The organism is Clostridium ljungdahlii, assembly GCF_001636845.1.
Lineage (GTDB): Bacteria > Bacillota > Clostridia > Clostridiales > Clostridiaceae > Clostridium_B > Clostridium_B ljungdahlii_A.
On the sequence record NZ_LITT01000004.1, the window covers coordinates 18,415 to 36,767 of the forward strand.

At 30.4% G+C, this 18,353-nt stretch carries 18 protein-coding genes; 2 read left to right on the top strand and 16 right to left on the bottom strand.

Annotation, left to right across the window (positions count from 1 at the left end; translation table 11 throughout):
- Positions 1-41: 41 nt before the first annotated feature.
- From WY13_RS01995 to WY13_RS02025, 7 genes are all read right to left on the bottom strand, one after another.
- A complete protein-coding gene (locus WY13_RS01995; RefSeq protein ID WP_063554046.1) occupies positions 42-467 on the bottom strand; it encodes a YjdF family protein in 426 nt (141 codons plus the stop codon).
- A 177-nt stretch (positions 468-644) separates the two neighbouring features.
- Positions 645-1,793, bottom strand: a complete 1,149-nt coding sequence (locus WY13_RS02000; RefSeq protein ID WP_063554047.1) for an MFS transporter — start codon at positions 1,791-1,793, stop codon at positions 645-647.
- A 262-nt stretch (positions 1,794-2,055) separates the two neighbouring features.
- The gene (locus WY13_RS02005) at positions 2,056-3,627 is read right to left on the bottom strand and encodes an HAL/PAL/TAL family ammonia-lyase (protein WP_192844973.1); all 1,572 of its coding nucleotides are present in this window, start codon (positions 3,625-3,627) and stop codon (positions 2,056-2,058) included.
- Positions 3,628-3,649: 22 nt separating this feature from the next.
- Positions 3,650-4,192 (bottom strand): hypothetical protein, encoded by a 543-nt coding sequence (locus tag WY13_RS02010; RefSeq protein ID WP_063554048.1) that lies wholly within the window; start codon positions 4,190-4,192, stop codon positions 3,650-3,652.
- Between the two features lie 22 nt (positions 4,193-4,214).
- Positions 4,215-4,451, bottom strand: coding sequence for a hypothetical protein (locus WY13_RS02015; protein ID WP_013239915.1), 237 nt, complete (start codon positions 4,449-4,451; stop codon positions 4,215-4,217).
- Entirely contained in the window at positions 4,451-5,854 is a 1,404-nt protein-coding gene (locus WY13_RS02020) for a sodium:solute symporter family protein (RefSeq protein ID WP_063554049.1), read from the bottom strand. Before WY13_RS02020 ends, WY13_RS02015 begins: the two co-directional genes overlap by 1 nt.
- Positions 5,855-6,056: 202 nt before the next feature.
- Positions 6,057-7,700 (bottom strand): sigma-54 interaction domain-containing protein, encoded by a 1,644-nt coding sequence (locus WY13_RS02025; protein ID WP_063554050.1) that lies wholly within the window; start codon positions 7,698-7,700, stop codon positions 6,057-6,059.
- A 321-nt stretch (positions 7,701-8,021) separates the two neighbouring features.
- Between WY13_RS02025 and WY13_RS02030 the strand changes: the two genes are divergently transcribed.
- Positions 8,022-9,404, top strand: a complete 1,383-nt coding sequence (locus WY13_RS02030; RefSeq protein WP_063554051.1) for an aspartate kinase — start codon at positions 8,022-8,024, stop codon at positions 9,402-9,404.
- A gap of 379 nt (positions 9,405-9,783) precedes the next feature.
- On the opposite strand, the gene WY13_RS02035 is transcribed toward WY13_RS02030, so the two are convergent.
- From WY13_RS02035 to WY13_RS02070, 8 genes are all read right to left on the bottom strand, one after another.
- The gene (locus tag WY13_RS02035; protein WP_063554052.1) at positions 9,784-10,743 is read right to left on the bottom strand and encodes a DUF4097 domain-containing protein; all 960 of its coding nucleotides are present in this window, start codon (positions 10,741-10,743) and stop codon (positions 9,784-9,786) included.
- 4 nt (positions 10,744-10,747) lie between these two features.
- Positions 10,748-11,404 (bottom strand): permease prefix domain 1-containing protein, encoded by a 657-nt coding sequence (locus WY13_RS02040; protein ID WP_063554053.1) that lies wholly within the window; start codon positions 11,402-11,404, stop codon positions 10,748-10,750.
- Position 11,405: 1 nt separating this feature from the next.
- The gene (locus tag WY13_RS02045) at positions 11,406-11,738 is read right to left on the bottom strand and encodes a PadR family transcriptional regulator (protein ID WP_063554054.1); all 333 of its coding nucleotides are present in this window, start codon (positions 11,736-11,738) and stop codon (positions 11,406-11,408) included.
- A 194-nt stretch (positions 11,739-11,932) separates the two neighbouring features.
- A complete protein-coding gene (clpP, locus tag WY13_RS02050; RefSeq protein ID WP_063554055.1) occupies positions 11,933-12,517 on the bottom strand; it encodes an ATP-dependent Clp endopeptidase proteolytic subunit ClpP in 585 nt (194 codons plus the stop codon).
- A 24-nt stretch (positions 12,518-12,541) separates the two neighbouring features.
- Positions 12,542-12,892 (bottom strand): helix-turn-helix transcriptional regulator, encoded by a 351-nt coding sequence (locus tag WY13_RS02055; protein WP_063554056.1) that lies wholly within the window; start codon positions 12,890-12,892, stop codon positions 12,542-12,544.
- A 50-nt stretch (positions 12,893-12,942) separates the two neighbouring features.
- Positions 12,943-14,391, bottom strand: coding sequence for a sensor histidine kinase (locus WY13_RS02060; RefSeq protein ID WP_063554057.1), 1,449 nt, complete (start codon positions 14,389-14,391; stop codon positions 12,943-12,945).
- A complete protein-coding gene (locus WY13_RS02065) occupies positions 14,381-15,073 on the bottom strand; it encodes a response regulator transcription factor (protein WP_063554058.1) in 693 nt (230 codons plus the stop codon). Before WY13_RS02065 ends, WY13_RS02060 begins: the two co-directional genes overlap by 11 nt.
- 51 nt (positions 15,074-15,124) lie before the next feature.
- Positions 15,125-16,378, bottom strand: a complete 1,254-nt coding sequence (locus tag WY13_RS02070) for a hypothetical protein (RefSeq protein ID WP_063554059.1) — start codon at positions 16,376-16,378, stop codon at positions 15,125-15,127.
- Between the two features lie 177 nt (positions 16,379-16,555).
- Here WY13_RS02070 and WY13_RS02075 point away from each other — a divergent pair, with 177 nt between their 5' ends.
- Positions 16,556-17,293 (top strand): DUF434 domain-containing protein, encoded by a 738-nt coding sequence (locus tag WY13_RS02075; protein ID WP_063554060.1) that lies wholly within the window; start codon positions 16,556-16,558, stop codon positions 17,291-17,293.
- Here the strand turns inward: WY13_RS02075 and WY13_RS02080 are convergent.
- Positions 17,288-18,349, bottom strand: a complete 1,062-nt coding sequence (locus tag WY13_RS02080) for an ABC transporter permease (protein WP_063554061.1) — start codon at positions 18,347-18,349, stop codon at positions 17,288-17,290. The two genes, WY13_RS02075 and WY13_RS02080, sit on opposite strands and share 6 nt — an antisense overlap.
- Positions 18,350-18,353: the final 4 nt, after the last annotated feature.

Here is an 18,353-nt window from a genome sequence, read left to right on the forward strand (position 1 = left end):
TAAAAGCCACCCCAAACAAATTAAATTCTGGACAATCCTAGTCAATGTCCCCTGTGCTTCATTAATTTTTTCTGCTGCCTTAATTTGAATCTCTTCTCTTTTTCTTCTTCCTTTTTTTCTCTTGAAACCTTTTTTATTTTTAATTTAAAATCCTCATATTGCTGCTTCATGGCAATTTGTGCCTTTGTACCTATACCATTGTCTTTGGTTTCTTTTTTGATTTTTCTCTGAAGTCTTTTAGGATTTATCTTTTTATCAATGTTTTTATCAGCATCATTGACATTTAGTGGTTTATTAAACTTTAAATTATCAAAATTCTTTAGTACAAAGTCGTATATCTCATAATCTTTTGGTTCAGCACCAAATACAACCCTTGAAAGATATACTGCATCAGAATCCCACCTTTTAAACACACCAACCCAAAATGGCTCTTCAAAAAATACTGTTAGCTTAATATTAGCTGTCATTTTCTATTCCTCCTGTTTAACAAATAAAAAATCTAGAGAATGGACAACCCCAGGAGGGCAGGTTACTGCTAACTTATAAAGTACAAGCCAGGTTTTGGACTACCAACCAAAACTGTGTTTTTATCTCTATTAATAGAATAGCAAAAATCATCTAAAATTCAATGTTTTTTACGAAATTTAAACTTTACCAGGTTTAAAAATTCTATAGTGTACAGAAATTAATACTATGTATATGTAAAACAATATTTGTATTATAAATACATAGGTGATCTTTATACCACCTGCAAAACCTATTATATAGGTTAAAAATGTAGCTCCCAAGTTATTGAAAATCATAGTAACAGCAGATGCAGAAGGTATATTTTTTCCAGTAACATGCTGTACAATATATCCTTGAAGTGCAGGATACATAAGTGATATTGATATTCCTATAATTGCAAATCCTGTTAAAGCTTGAATCTTACTTTTTCCAAATAGTAAAATAATAATTCCAAAAATTGATATCAAAGGTGATATAGAAAGAAATCTAAGTTGTCCCACTCTTTCTAAGAATTTATCTCCTAAACTCCTTCCTATAGTAAACAAGATCCAAAAACTTAAAAGTATATTTGGTACTTCAATTTTATTAATTCCATAATATTTTTCAAGAAAAGTTCCTGTCCAATTTGTAGTTGAGATCTCCGCTCCAACATAGAAGAATATCGCAATACAAAGTAATAAAATCATAGGATTTTTTAATATAGAAAAAGAAGTCTTACATTTAGAATTACTTTTATAAAATGTCCTTCTATCCATTTTTAATATAAGAATAATATAAAAAGATATAAGTATTATGTGAATAATATATGTGTAATTAAATTTTATACCCATCTTTAATATGAATCTGTCTATTGGCAAAATTAAAATTCCACCTAATCCAAAGCATGCATTTGCAAAACTAAATTTTTGATACTTTTGCGGAAGAAGTGAAAGCATCGTACTCAAGTACAAGCATGACATACCCGTTGCCAATCCTGCCGTAAAGTATCCCACTAGAATAACGTAAAATGATTTAGAAAATAAAATTGTGAGACTTGCTAAAATTTCAAATACAATTCCCAGGTACAGTCCATTTTTAATTCCCAGCCGCGGCATAAGTTTTGCTCCTACAATATTTGTTATAAGTGCGGCACAGTATACTACTGATGGTATAAATGCAATGACATATGATGATACATTATATGTACTTTTTATAGTTGTTATAAAAGGTGATAATGTATTAGAAAACAGCGACAATAAAAAATATCCTATAAAAATAGTTACCATAGCTTTAAAATTTTTTTCCATTAAATTTCTCCTACAAAAAGTTTTTAAATTGGTTTTATTTTCCCATCATGTTTTTCAAAACATAAATCCAATTCTTATACAAAGTTCATTATAATATATAAAATTAACTTTTAAAACGAGATTTTTTTATAATTCTATTTGATACTGCCTTTTCATATACATCACTTTCTGGATTATAACATTTTTCTTATAATATAATAAGGGCATGAAAGTTTCCTACTTACTTTCATGCCCTAAAAATAATTATAATATAATCTATATTTTAAATTTCCAAAACACCTACCACATCTTCAACTTGTTCTAAAATATTGCCTTCATGTATTTGATCATTTATATACTCGATATAAGGATATAAATGCTGATCATCTTCTATCTTAGGAACAACTCTTCTAATCAAATCATACACCGATTTTGTTGCCGTAGACATCTTTAATGGTTTTAGAAACTCAACAGCTTGAAGTGCATTTAACAACTCAATGGATAATATGTTCTCCAATAATCCTACACACTTATATAACTTTCTTGAAGCATTGTAGCCCATGCTCACATAATCCTCTTGATTTGCACATGTTGGAGTGTTATCAATAGTTGCTGGTGTTGACAATATACGCATCTCCCCTAAAAGTCCTGCAGCCGTATATTGTGGAATCATAAAACCGTTATTAAGTCCAGTCTTCTCAATTAAAAATGCTGGCAGTTCACTGATATGATGATTTACAAGCCTGTCTATTCTTCTTTCCGACATTTTTGCAATACCTGTCATAGCAATGCATGAGGAATCTGCTTCAATTCCAACATATGATCCATCTGCATTACAACCCATAAGTGCAATACCATCATCTTTAATTGGATATATAACAGGATTATCACAGCAGGAATTCATTTCAATAATTATTGTTTTTTCGGCATCTTTTAGAGTTTTTTTAGCTGCTCCATGCAGCTGAGGTATACATCTCAAAGAAAGTGCATCTTGAAGTCTATAATCTTTATATTTTATAGCAATTTCACTATCTTTAAGTATCCTTAGAATATTTCTAGCTGTCATGTTCTGTTCCTCATGTGGTCTTACAGACTGTAGTCTAGGATCAAATGCCCTTGTAGTTCCCCTTAAAGCCTCAAGACTTATTGCTCCGATAATATCTGCAGTTTTTGCAGCCTTTATTCCGTCGTATATGGCCAATGCAGCTAGGGCAGTAACCGAAGTAGTTCCCGAAACCAAAGCAAGTCCTTCCTTACAACCTAATTCAACTGGTTTTATTCCTTCCAATTGTAATGCCTTATAACCATCTATTAATTTACCATTATAAAAAGCCTTACCTTCACCTATAAGAACTAAGCTGATATGTGCTTCTACTGAAAGATATCCTACTGACCCATGACAGGGCGCAAATGGGACTATATTACTATTTAGAATACTAGCTATAGTTTCAATAGTATCCAGTTTTACTCCTGAATAACCTTGTCCCATATTCAAAATCATCATTAATAGAATTGCCCTAACGCCCTCCGGTTCTAATGTTTCCCCTATTGAGCAAGCGTGGGATCTTAAGATATTTTTCTGAAGAATAATTGCATCTTCAGGCTCAATAATCTTATCACAGTTATCACCAAATCCTGTAGTTAAACCATATATGACTCTTTTCTCCTTTAAAAATTTCTCTACCAGTCCCCTTGATTTAGTGACTCTTTCTCTAAAAGCATCTGATAATATAACTCTTGCCTTATATCTTGATATTGCTATAAACTCTTCAAGAGTAATATCTTTACATCCTATAACTACCTGCTTTAACTTTTTTGCATATTGAATGCAGTCTTTCTCATCTTCATATTCCAATAGTATCACCTCTTCATCTTAGTTACATGCTCCTATGTGATCCACATCCATCAGCTGCAATAGGCATATATCGAACCTTATTGCCTTCTGCCACATCACCATAAAGAGCAATCCAATATGGTCTAAAAACACTTTCTATTTTTAAAACTTTAAATTCCGGTATCCCTCCAACATGCCTGTGCACAACTTTTAATGCAAGCTTTCTTGCTTTTAATATAAGATAATCATCGTCTTTATCAGATAGTTGAATAGAATTACTATCAACTTCCTTTAATTCAATTATGTCAGGCATACTGTCTACCCATGAAACAGATCCTGTTGATCCATTGGCAAGCAAAGTAATGGTTTGTTTTTTTTCATGGGCTTTTTTTGATACCATTCTTTCAAGAACTGTTGGCTTATGGATAATTTCAAGGGTCATAAGTTTAAATTCAACAAAATGTTTCCTAACCTCAGAAAGCTTTTTATTCAAAAATATAATTTTCCATAAAACTCCTCCCATAGCTTGAGCCCTTTTCTCTGCTTCTTGTTTTTCCACTTTAATAGGGAATGCTTTTATATCCATAATATCTACTCCTAATAAAAATTTATTTTTCCTTATTGCCTTTAGACTTTCTAGAAAATTTAAATATTATTCCAAGGTAATTTATAAAAATTAGAGTTACAGCAATCATAATCCCATAGGGAATTAACCTTCCCACTATAAAGTCATTATGAGCTGAAATTGCATAATAAATTACCCCTACTACTATAAAATAAAGCAATACAAGAAACCCATCAATTCCAAACCAGGAAATTTCAAGTTTATCATTTTTCTTTGACATTATACTACCTCCTTAGCTACTTTTTCAGGAATAAATTTACCAAACTTATTGCCTAAAATCCATGCTATTAAAGACAATGGCAGTGCAACAACAAGTGCTTCCACATTGAAGGCCTTAATAGGAAATAATTTAAAATATGCAAATGCAAAGCCCCCTACAAGTATTCCAAGATAACCTCCTAATGCCGTTTTCTTACCCTTCCAAACAAGTCCACCAACTATTGGAACAAATCCTGCTGCCATCCAAATACTACTGACAAATATAAATGCATCTTGTGCTGTAGTAAATTTAAATGCAATTGACAATGCCGCTACAGATTCTATTATTATACCTATCCTTGTAAGTAAAACCAGTTTCTTCTGTGTAACATTTCCTTTAATCCTGCCGTATATATCATTTGCAAGAGTGGCTCCACCTGAAAGGTAATATCCATCTAATGCAGAAATTATTGAACCTGCAAGGCCAATTATGAATAATGCCCTTACTCCTTGAGGTAAACTTCCTAATACAAGTTTTATATAGCCTTCTCCAGGTACCATATTTGGATACCTTACCTTAACAATGAGTCCTGTAAGAGTTAATACAATATCAAAACAAACCCACAAAACAAAGCATGATAGAAGTGCGCGCCTTCCTGATTTTGGTGAATCTGATGCAGAAAATCTTTGGTAAAATGTTGGATCTGCATAAACTCCAAATGAAAGCACACAGAGCATTAAAGCTTTCATAGGCGTAAGCCCACCTAATGGATCCATTAATGCTGGGGTTTTAGATAATGCATGCTGAAGTCCAGCCCATCCACCAATACTATCCCATTGTCCAGGCAGCACCATTGTAAGTCCAAAACACATACACCAAAACATCAACATATCAGTAACTGCAACTCCCATAAGTCCCCCTAAAACTGCAATTACAATAACCATTGCAATACATATTATGCCTGCTGTAAAATTATTAATTCCCCAGGCAACCTTCCCTATAAACCCAAATGACGTTAACTGACCTATTTGAGTGCAGTACGTAAGCATTAATATGGCACCAAGGACTGCAACTCCCTTACCATACGCACTCTCCAGTAAATCAGGAACTGTAATGTCTGTTCTAACGTGTATTTTAGGTCCTACCCAAAGCGCCAATGGCATACGTCCTAAATGGGAGGTAACACACCAAATAACCCAAACAGATAATCCATACATTGCCGAATATTCAACTGTTCCAATTGTTCCAACTCCACCATACCAAGTTGCAACCAATGCTCCAACAGTCAGAGACCATGGAAGACTTCTATTGCCTAAATAAAAACTCTCCATATCTTTTACTGCCCTTGAAAAATACCAACCAATAAAAATTAGTAGAATTGAGCATAGAATGATAACTACATTGTCAAAACCCGATAATAACATAATCCAACACCTGCCTTATTTTATATTTTGTATCTAATTAATAAATAATTTATAGCAAAAGTCATGCCAGCTTCAGCATTGCGTGAATATATTAAAAATGCTGAAAATATCAAGTTTTATTCTAGCTTATTGCATTTTCATATCCTAGAACTTTAAAAAAGATGCATAATGATTTTGCAAAAGTGCAAAATCATTATGCATCTTATAATCCATATTTTTTCATTCTATATTGCAGACTTTGTCTCTTCATTCCCAAGCATTTTGCTGTATTTGTCACATTATTCTTATTTTTTCTAAGAGCAGTTTTTATTACTTCTCTCTCATATTCATTAAGTATCTGTTCCAGTGTTTTATGCTGCAAACCTTTTTTGCAGTCCCTGCTAGCTTTCTTTTTCATATATTGAGGTAAATCACTTATATATATAGTATCTTCAGTTATGGTATTAAATATATATTCAATACAATGCTGCAGCTCCCTTACGTTTCCCGGCCAATCATATTCTTCAAATACTTTGATAACTTCATCCGACATTACATTTATATTTTTTGAATAATTACGACATAACTTTTTCATAAATAATTGTGCCAGTAGTTCAATATCTTTTTTTCTCTCCCGAAGCGGAGGAATGTTAATGGTTATTGTACTTATTCTATAATATAAATCACTTCTCATCTTTCTCTTTTTAATCAATGAAAATGGTTCTTCATTAGTAGATGAAATGATTCTTACATTACTTTCAATATCTTTGCTCCCTCCTACCCTTCTGAAACTTTTCTCCTGTAAAACCCTAAGAAGCTTGGACTGCATTTGAAGACTCATTGAATTAATTTCATCTAAAAATAATGTACCGCCCTCAGCCTGTTCAAATAGTCCCTTCTTATCATAACTTCCAGTAAAGGCTCCCTTTTCCGTACCAAACAATATACCCTCTACCAAATTTTCAGGAATAGCAGCACAATTTACCGCAATGAATTCCTTATATTTTCTTTTACTTGCAGAATGAATACTCTGTGCGAATAATTCCTTGCCAGTACCAGTCTCCCCATATATAAGTACAGAACAATCTCTTTCAGCAACATTACATGCTAAATTAATTGCGCCAAGAAAATTTTCATCTTTTCCAATTATATCATCAAAATTATAATATTTTAATGCATAGTACTTTTTTGGAGACTTTAAATATCGATTACTTTTTTTATTATCTATAAAATTCTTAAAAATTGCAGCTTTCTGTTTGTACTTTTGAAAAACTGACACATCTTGTACCAACCCAACAGCTCCAATTAAATTGCTTCCTAAAAATAAAGGATATCCTGAATTCATTGTTGAAATTATTTCACCTTTATTATTCTTAAAATTATCACATCTATCTACTATAGCTTCTCCCTTTTTCATTGTATTTAAAATTGTACTGTAATCTTCATCTAAACTATAAATATCCAATAAATGCTTTCCAATTATATTTCTTCTATCCATCTTTTCAATTTTCTCATTAAATCTATTACAAAATACAAGACGTGCATTTTTATCATATATTTGCATTCCTTCTGATAAGCAGTCAAAAGCCGCCCTATATAGGTCTTCATCACTTTCTGCCTGAGCTATGTATAAAATGTATCCTTTGCCTGTAAAATTCTCGGTTTTAAAATATCTAAGAAATAACTCCCCCCATTTTATATAACCACTATCTATTTTCAAATCTACATCTAAAAAACTAGTGATTTCATTTCCTATATATTTTTTTAAAATATATATCCTCTTATCTGTTCTCGTTAAATCTCCAAATTTAACATATCTTAGAATATTATCATCATCAATAAATAACATAATATCAATGGAAATCATACCTTTACCCCCTTAAAGTTGATTTCATATTTAGTAATTCTCAAAACCAATAATTATTGCATTTTTAGTTAAATACATATTGTCTTCAATTTTTATATGATTATATCATTTTTACTAATATAAAACCACTTTTGAACATATTACAGATACCTTCTTACTTTAAATTGCATAAAATATTATAGTACTTTATACAAAAGCACTTTTAACAATATTTCCAGCATTAAAAGCAATAAAAAGTGTAAAATTCTAAACTATAATAGATATAAAGTTACAATTAAGAAATCTGATTTAATAAATTATAATTCATAGGAGACCTTAAAAATGAATAAATTAATAGTTGCTAAATTTGGAGGAAGCTCACTAGCTAATGATAAACAGTTTAAAAAAGTAAAGGAAATCGTTTTGCAAGATAAAAGGAGACGATATATCATAGTTTCTGCTCCAGGAAAAACTTTTGAAAAAGATTATAAAGTCACAGATCTTCTATATAAATGCTATTGTTGTGTTGACAATAAAAATCTATTTGAAAATTATTTCAATATAATCGAAGGGAAATACGTTTCTATATGTAATAATTTGAAATTGGATTTAGATATAAAAAAATTCTTATATGGCATAAAAAATGATTTTTTTAACGGTGCCTCTAAGGACTATATTTTAAGCCGTGGAGAATATTTAAATGGTTTAATTTTCTCAAAATTTATGAATTTTACGTTTATAGATCCTTCAGATATAATCTCATTTAAGCAAAATGGTCAGTTAGACAAAGAAACTACTAAAATGTTAATTTTGAACAAACTTTCCCATGTAGAAAAAGCTGTAATACCCGGTTTTTATGGTTCCAATAAGGATGGATCGATTAAAACTTTTCCACGAGGAGGATCAGACATAACTGGCTCCATAATATCAAGTGTTATGAATGCTTCTATATATGAAAACTGGACTGATGTATCCGGTGTGTTAATGGCAAATCCAAGTATTGTAAAAGACCCTAAAAATATAAGAAATATGACATATAAAGAAATAAAAAATCTTTCTCATATGGGAGCAGATGTTCTCAATGAAGATTCTATTATTCCAGCTGAGGAAAATAAAATTCCAATAAATATAAGAAACACTAATAATCCAGATGATATTGGTACTTTTATATCTGATAATTTACCCGATGAAGATTATAAAAATACTATTGCTGGAATATCCGGCAAAGAAAATTTTTCAATAGTAACATTAGAAAAGCTTAATTTAATAAATGGTGGTTTGAATAACCTATTTTCCATTATAACCGCTGATAATATTTCTGTAGAACATTTATCTTTTAATTCAGATTCTGCATCATTAATTGTACCAGATTCCCAATTACGTAAATGTGAAAGTTCTTTTATTAGTAAAATAGAAACTCAGCTTAATCCAGTTTCCATAACTATAAATCATAATATATCTTTAGTTGGAATAATTATAAGAAATATAAATAAATTTAGGCAAATTATCCATAGAATTTTTGAAAATTTATCTAACCGAAATATTAAAATAAAAATAATTATACAGCCATCTTGTGAATCCAATATTGTTTTAGGAGTAGAGGACGCTGATCTTTCTAAGACAATTAAATTAATTTATGAATCAATCAATAATCCTATATTAATTGAAAAATCAAATACAGAAAATGAATCTCTTCCTATTTATTTTAATGTACTAAGTAAATAAACAGAGTTCTTGGCATCAGATGGAGTCTTGGACTCCACCTGATGCTTATTAACAGGCTCCTTAGTGCTTCAGCACTTAGAAGGCGTTATCCTTTAGGAAAAATCGTTATCCAGGGACGTAGCTGCTCTTTACTCCAACTTGGAGAAGTTGGAGTATTAGAGCAGGTAGTCATCGGATAAATGTTTCAAACTTATTCAAAGCATATACTCATTCTAATACTAAAAAGTTACCTGTACTGATGATACACTTAGAGGGGTTAATCAGTTTGCAAAACAATTTTTGTAAACTAATTAACCCCTCATACCTTACCATACAAATGGGAATAAGCAATATGTACGCTTACAGTAAACTTCAGATTCATTTTTACTTTTCATATTCATTACTTGCTTGAAACATCTATATCACCCGATACTGTACTTGCATTTATTGTCTTATATGGTCCGTTTCCTACTTGTGCAGATGCCTTACTTTTCCTATTATTCTCATAGGTTAACGGAAAATCTCCTTTTATATCTCCAGAAGTACACTTTCCTTCAAATTTAAAACTCAAATTTTGAGGAAGTACCATTTTCACATCTCCAGAAGTAGAACTTACTTTTGCGTACTCATCAATGGACTTATAATTCATTTTTATATCACCTGATACAATTTTTGCATTTCCAGAGCCTGAAATAGACTTTACAGATATATCTCCTGATGCAGTTTGTATATTATAATATTTAGAATCTAGGCTAGCTATACCTATATCCCCTGAAGTTGTTTTTATATCAATATTATTTCCAGTAATACTGCCGTTCATCTTGAAGTCTCCGGAACTTTGTATGCAGTTTACATCATTCAATTTCATATCAGAGTTAAATAATATATCTCCTGAAGTTGTACTTATATCTAAATCTTTAGCATAGCTTTTAGGTACATACAATTCTATTTTCTCATTCCTATTGAATCCATCGAATATATTGACAAATTTATTGTGAAAAACTTTATTTTCATCTCTTCTCCTAATTTCAATGTTATTTCCCTGTTTTTCTATTGCAAACTTTTCTCCATCTTTTAACTTTCCCGATGCACTTTGTACAACTTTTAAGTTTGATTCATCTGTTGTCTGTACAATTACATCTCCTCTTGAAAATCCCAAGCTTATCTTACTACAGTTATTTACGGATGTGCTTTCACTTTTCTGTACAAAATACCTAGCACCTGTTATTCTATTTCCATATTCAAATATTGGGAAACCCTCTCCGTGAGAAAATCCATATATTAAGAAAGATAGTCCTGCTGCTGCAATGACAGCCCACATTACAATTAATACTTTTATTAAGCTTCTATTTCTATTCATATTCCTACTCCTTCAACTTAAAGCTCAAAGTTATAATTTTTTCTACGGCAGCACCTATTATAAATATAACCCAGGAATATCCCCAAGCATGAAAAACAAAACTCAATATAAAATATAGGGCAACTATAATTAGCCATGCTATAGATTTAACTGATTTAATAATTTCCATTTGGCTGTCATTTGAAGATTTCCACTGTTTGAATTCTTCCACGATAGTATCATCTCCTTTTACGTATTTAGGCTTTGAAGCATGATTGTAGACTATAAGACATGTTGCAACAGCATCTATTGTAAGCATAATACTTACGGATACAACATCATTTACCATAAAAACTTGATTTAGCAGCATTAAAATCACTACACTCATGATATATAATCCTACAGACACAGACAATACAAGTGCATTTTTTCTTCGATATTTTTGCTCCTCATCATAATCAAACATATTTTTATCTTTTAACCCTTCTAATAGTTCATCCACATCACCTATACTTGAAATAGCTATTTTAAAGGCTTCTTCTTCATCTTTTCCAGAAGACACAAAATCATCATATTTATCTATAAGGTTAGCTAAAAGCTCTTCCTTAAGCTCTGTTGCTCTATGAGTTTTAGGTGCATTTTCAAATAATTCTTCTACACTCTTTCTCAATTTTTCATGCATTTTAATTACCTCCATTAATTAACTTATCTATTAATTCCTTTGATTCATTCCAATCTAGCCTATTTTGATTTAGTACCTCTTTTCCCAATTCTGTTATAGAATAATACCTTCGTCTTGCTCCTGTATTTTGATCTCCCCAATAAGAAGTTATAAGAGCAGCTTTTTCCAGCCTCCTAAAAGCAGAATAAAGAGTTGCTTCTTTAAGTTCATATTTATTATCCGTCTTTTCCTTTATAAATTTATTGATTTCATAACCATAACTGTCCTTTTCAACTAAGTGCGCCAAAATTATGGTTTCCGTATGCCCCCTTATAACATCTGAAGTTATAGACATCTACTCACTCCTTACAACATATCAAATCATGAAATATAATACTTTAATAATTTAGCTACATTATATATAAATATACCTCACCTGTCAATGTATATTTTGTTTGGACATATATAATATGTAAATATATGTCCAAATAAAAAAAGTTCCTACATAATAAATGAAATCTTATTATATAGGAACTTCTTACAAAAAAATTATTTTGAAAGGATTTTATCCACTAATCCATAATCTAAAGCTTCTTTAGCTGACATAAAATAATCTCTCTCAACATCCTTTTCTATCTTTTCAATAGGTTTACCTGTCATTTCACTGTACAATCTATTCATCTTTTTCTTTATTCCTAAAAGCCATTTTGTATGAATTTCTATGTCTGTGGCCTGCCCCTGCATTCCACCGTATACAGACGGTTGATGTATTAAAATTTCGCTGTTTGGCAGAGCAAATCTCTTTCCTTTTGCCCCTGCTGCAAGCAAAAATGAGCCCATGCTGGCAGCCATACCAACACATATTGTGGATACATCAGGTCTTATATACTGCATTGTATCATATATTGCCATTCCAGCTGTAATAGATCCTCCTGGACTGTTTATATAAAAATTGATATCACTGTCAGGATTATCTGATTCCAAAAATAAAAGCTGTGCTACAATTGAACTTGCAGTTTCATCTGTTACCTGGCCATTTAACATTACTATCCTGTCTTTTAAAAGTCTTGAAAATATATCATAAGAACGTTCTCCTGCATTTGTATGATCAATTACTACTGGTACATAACTCATTATTCAAATCACCTCGTATAAATATTAAGCTGCCATAGAAATACTACTTGCAGTTCTATTTCTTCTGAATTCTCTTGGAGGCATTCCATAAAGCTTTTTGAAGGCCTTTGTAAAAGATTCCTGAGAACTAAACTGATACTTTAATGCTATATCTACAATTTTATTATCTGTATTTAAAAGCTCATTTGCAGCCTCTTTAAGTCTTCTCCTTCTTATATATTCAGCTACAGGTTCTCCAACAACAGAATGAAAAATTCTATGAAAATGATATTTTGACAGGAAGACTTTGTGAGCAATATCTTCAAGTTCTATTTTATTGTTTAAATTATGCTCTATATACTCAATAGACTTCCTAATACAAGCATTGTAATTCATTTTAGAATACCTACCTCCTTAAACCTTTTCCTATATTATATATTAACCTTTCATGTAAATCCTGTCTTTTTTTGCTCATTTATCCCATGGGTACCATTGTTAACAGTAAGTTTAGATGAATTATTTTTTAACTTAATATACATTTTAAAAATATTATCATTACCTTCCGCCCAAACTTCTCCACCATGCAAATCCACGATATTTTTAACTATAGCAAGCCCTAAACCAGAGTTGTTTTTATGAGAGTTTCTAGACTTATCCCCCATATAGAATCTATCAAATATTTTATTCATATCTTCAGAAAACAACTTTCTGCTTGATAAGTTTTGGAAACTAATTATAGTGTCATTTACATTATGGACAATATTTATATAAACTTCACTATTTTTTACACTGTACTTTATAGCATTCGATAAAATATTTTGAAATACCCTGCTGATAAGATATGGATCAATATTTAAATTCAACTTTATAATACTGTACTTTTTTACAAAATTTATTTGAGACTTGCTGGCAATTATAGAAAGTTCCCCTATGATTTGTTCTATAATTTCAATTATATTTACATTATGTATTTCAAGATTTATTGCTCCGCTTTCCAGTTTTGAGTATTCAAATAAGTTCTCTATTAAAACTTTTAGCTTTTCCGCTCTCTCCATAGATTTTTTGCTGTATACTTCCTTATCTTTTATAGAAACATTCTTATCATTTATCAAATACAAATATCCCATTAATGATGTAAGAGGTGTCCTCAAATCATGTGATATATTGGTTATAAGCTCATCTTTAAACTTTTGGACAGACTTTTCACGATTTATCATATTATTTAAATTAAGTGACATGTTATTTATCTCATCTGCCAAAGTTCCAAGTTCATCCATACCTTTTTTCTCCAACTTATAATTTAAATCCTCATGGGAGATTTTCACTATTCCATTACAGATGTACTTTATATACCTGGTTTTTCTATATGAAACCAAATATACAATTCCAAGTGAAATAATTATTGGAATTAATATCATTGACGTATATCTAAAAATATTATGATACATACCTGTGCTTTTCCATGTAACAAGTATGTATTTAGTACCTGCTATATTTATATTATACACCTGATATACCACATCTCCATCCCTTGGAGTCGTATTAAGTATAATATTTTTTATATTATTCAGATCAATATACTTGCCTTCTACTTCACTTGATTTAAAAATTATGCGACCTTTAATATCAGTAATAGCTATATTTACATTGTTCTCATCAGCCAAATTATTTATATAACTTTGAACTTCAGTATTTGTAGATTGCACATACCTATTTACCTGAACATAAATGTCATTTGATGCATTTACAATATTTTGAGGGTTATTTGTATCCTGCATTATAACATTAAGAGCACAACTTATGCCAATTATAAGTATGACAAAACTAAGTATATTTATAATCAAAAATTCCTTTGATATGCTCTTAAATGCAAGCTTCTTTATCTTATTTATCAATTTTATAGCCTACTCCCCAAACAACTTTTATGTATTTTGGGTCCTTTGAATTTATTTCTATCTTTTCTCTTATATTTCTTATATGCACTGCAACTGTATTTTTGGCATTGTAAAAGGGTTCTTGCCAAACACTTTCATAAATACTTTCCGTGCTTAAAACCCTTCCCCTATTTCTTGCAAATACTTCCAAGATTGAAAATTCAATTGGTGTAAGTTCTATTAATTTTTCTCCAATAAATACTTCTCTAGATGCTGTATTTATTACCATATCATTTATAACAATTTCTTCTTTACTTTGTGGTCTTCCCATATTGAATTCGGAATACCTTCTAATTTGTGATTTCACTCTGGCAACTAATTCTAGTGGATTGAATGGCTTAGTAACATAATCATCTGCTCCAACATTTAATCCTAATATCTTGCTGCTTGAATCATCTTTAGCTGAAAGCATTATTATAGGTATTTTTTCTTTTTTTCTAATTTCAAGACATGCATGTATACCATCGAGATTGGGCATCATTATATCGAGTATTATTAAATCTATATTATTTTCTTCAAGCTTGTCCATTGCTATCAAGCCATCTTCAGCAGTGATAACATTAAATTCAGCATTTTTCAGATAAATTTCTATTATATCTAAAATATCCTTATCATCATCAACTACTAGTATAGTACTATCCATAAAAAATATCTCCTCTTAATGCTGTATAAACTATTTTTATTATACACCACTTTAGTTGCCTAAACTTTTACTTTTTTTAACAAATGGTATACTTATTTTCTCTCCAAAATATGAGAAAAAATAAACAGCTATAAATATAGATGGAAATGAATAACGCGGCTGTCCTTCTGTTATAAAGTACACACAAGAAAACATGTAAAAGCAAATTAAATTATATAGAGCATATGAATCAATTTCTCTTTTTCTAATCAAATTTTTAATTACCCTTATACTATATAAAAGTATTGAAATTATTGCAGGAATAAATATCACATACCTTACTATATAAGTACAAACTGCAAATAATATTTTAAAAAACAAATTTAAGTTTATTCCATTTAAACTGTAAAATATATCACTTCCATCAAGATAAGTCTTAAATAACCTTATAAAACCCAACTTTATAAATGATATTGGATGACCTAATATCCATTTTTTAGCTGCTTTAGATAGCATTTTATTTTTTTCTGTAGCATTTGCATTTATATATTCTTTAGTATTGACAATAGAATTCTTAACATTTTTAGCATCCATCCAAACACCGGATTTATTTTGAGAATTGTTATTTATATAAAGTACTATTCCAGGATTGTTTGATATAGATGTAAACTCACCAATTAATTTAGTATTTCTATATATCCATGGGGATATGGAGATACAGCTAACTATGAGTACCACAGCTGTGTGTTTCAAAACATCTTTAAATTTTATCCTTAAACATAGTTCCAATATAAATATAGCAAAAAAGAACACCATAAAAAATGGTTTTACCATAGCATCAGCAGCTGTTAAAACGCCAATTATTACATATTTGTATTTAATATCATAAAAATATATTAGTGTTATAAAAAGTAATACAGTAGTAAATAATATTTCCGTTGCCAAAACACTATTATAAAAAATATTGCTTGGAAAAAATACAAACAACCCATAAATAATTTTACGCCTTTTCTCGTTTAAATTTACTTTTTGTAGTATAATATAAAACATTCCATAATTTAAAAATGTCAAAACTAAATTAAAAACTTTTGCTGAAGCTAGGCTGTTCCCAAAGATTTTATATATAAATCCAAGAACAATAGAATACCCGACAGAGGTATAAGTATCTCCCCATTGACCACCACTTGCCACTTGATTTGCAATCTGATTGTAATATGCAAAATCTGAAAATGGCTGGGTATTTATTAAAATAACCCACAATACGCCAATTAACATTGCTACAAGTGTCGTATTTCTGTAATATCTGCTCATATGTATATCTTCCATTATGATCCTCCTGTACTGAATGCATGTAAAACTTTGAATTAAATTCTAGTTTATACACATCAATAAATTATCTGTAATTCTTAACTTTTAATTTAATTTTACAAGATATTTTTTAAGAATTACCTATTAATTTTATGAAGATTTTATGAAGATTAATTTAAAAAGGGAGGTTGTGAAATGAACTATAATTTAAGAACAGTTAGAAGAGGAAGTGACCCCAGGGACAATAGATGGTTTTCAAAAGAATCCGTTTTGAAACTTCAAAAAGCACAGGCAGAAGTATCCTGGTTACTTGATAGAGGTTACAAAATGCATTCAATTATAGAAATGGTAGGTAACCATTACCAATTTTCACTAAGACAGAGAAATGCTCTTCAGCGTTCAACCTCATCTAAAGCAAGCTGCAAAAAAAGGAAATCAAAATGTCTGCCTTTTTCATGTATATCTGAAGACTGCATATACATAGACGGATTTAACCTTATAATAACCTTAGAAGTTGCCCTTTCAAAAGGAATATTAATATTATGCAATGATAGTACTATAAGGGATATAGCAGGACTTAGAGGAACTTATAGTATTGTAGATAAAACCCACTTAGCCCTAAATTTAATTGGTCAGGAATTTACTACTTTGGGTATACCAAAGGTTAAATTTTTTCTTGATTCTGGAGTTTCAAACTCAGGCAGACTTAAAAATTTTATACTTGAACATTCAATTGAATGGAATATTCCAGTTGAGATAGAATTAATACCAAATGCAGACCCTCTTCTCTCCAAAATGGGCAGAATTGTAACAAGTGACTCCATAGTCCTTGACAGCTGTTTAAGCTGGTTTAATATTGCAAGAAAAATAATAGAAGACTATGTACCTGATGCTAATATAATAAATTTAAGTAGAGATATTTCTTCTTTATAACCGTCTGTATTTTTTCAGTGCCAATGAGTTTAATACTATAAACAATAGTGCATAACCAAAAAGTATTAAGATATCCATATAAACTTTTGAAAGTCCATACCCTCTAAGCACAATTCCCTTTAGGGCATCTGCACCATAAGTTAGTGGAAATATTTTAGAAAGTACATTTACCCATATTGGCGTTTCTCTAAGGGGAAATAATCCACAAAATAATATTTGAGGTACTATGACTATGGGAATAAATTGAAATAATTGGAATTCATTTTTAGCAAATGCAGAAAGTAAAGTTCCAAGAGTCAATGATCCTGCTGCTAGCATCACATTTACAAGTAAAACTAAAATTGGACTTCCTTTTATGATAATGCCAAGCCCATATACCATGAACAGCTGAATCACTAGAGTCTGAAACATAACAAATATACCAAACCCTAAAAAATATCCTAACACAATTTCTATTCTCTTAATAGGGGTTGCCATAAGTCTATCCAATGTACCGCTAATTCTTTCCCTTAAAAAAGACACTCCTGCCATGAGAAATACAAAAAAGAATATAAAAAATCCCATCATCAGCGGAGCAACCGTATCAAAAGTTGTCATATTCTCAGAACCGTTTATATACTTATACTCACTATCAATCATTCTAAAACCCAGCTGCTTCAGCATTGGATTTGATGCAAGACTAGTATGCATATATTCATTAAAAGCTTTTGAAACTGATTTTTTCACTGAATTTGAAGCTGCCATATCACTTCCTTCAACAGTCACTATAATTTTATCATCTTCAAATTTAACTAGTCCATCTATAACATTATTTTTTACCATGTCAAGGGCCTTATTTTCATCTTGAACTTCCACTATATTTGTCTCATTTTTAAGTGATTCCATAAGTGTTTGTGGTAAATTTATTCCTTCTAAATTGGGCTTATCTATACCTGAATTCAACATTATACTTAGCAAATACAGAACAAATATTGGTGCTACAAATAATAATGCAAGAGATCGTCTATCTCCTAAAATTTGTTTTGTAACTCTTTTTGCTACAGAAAAAGTATTCATATAA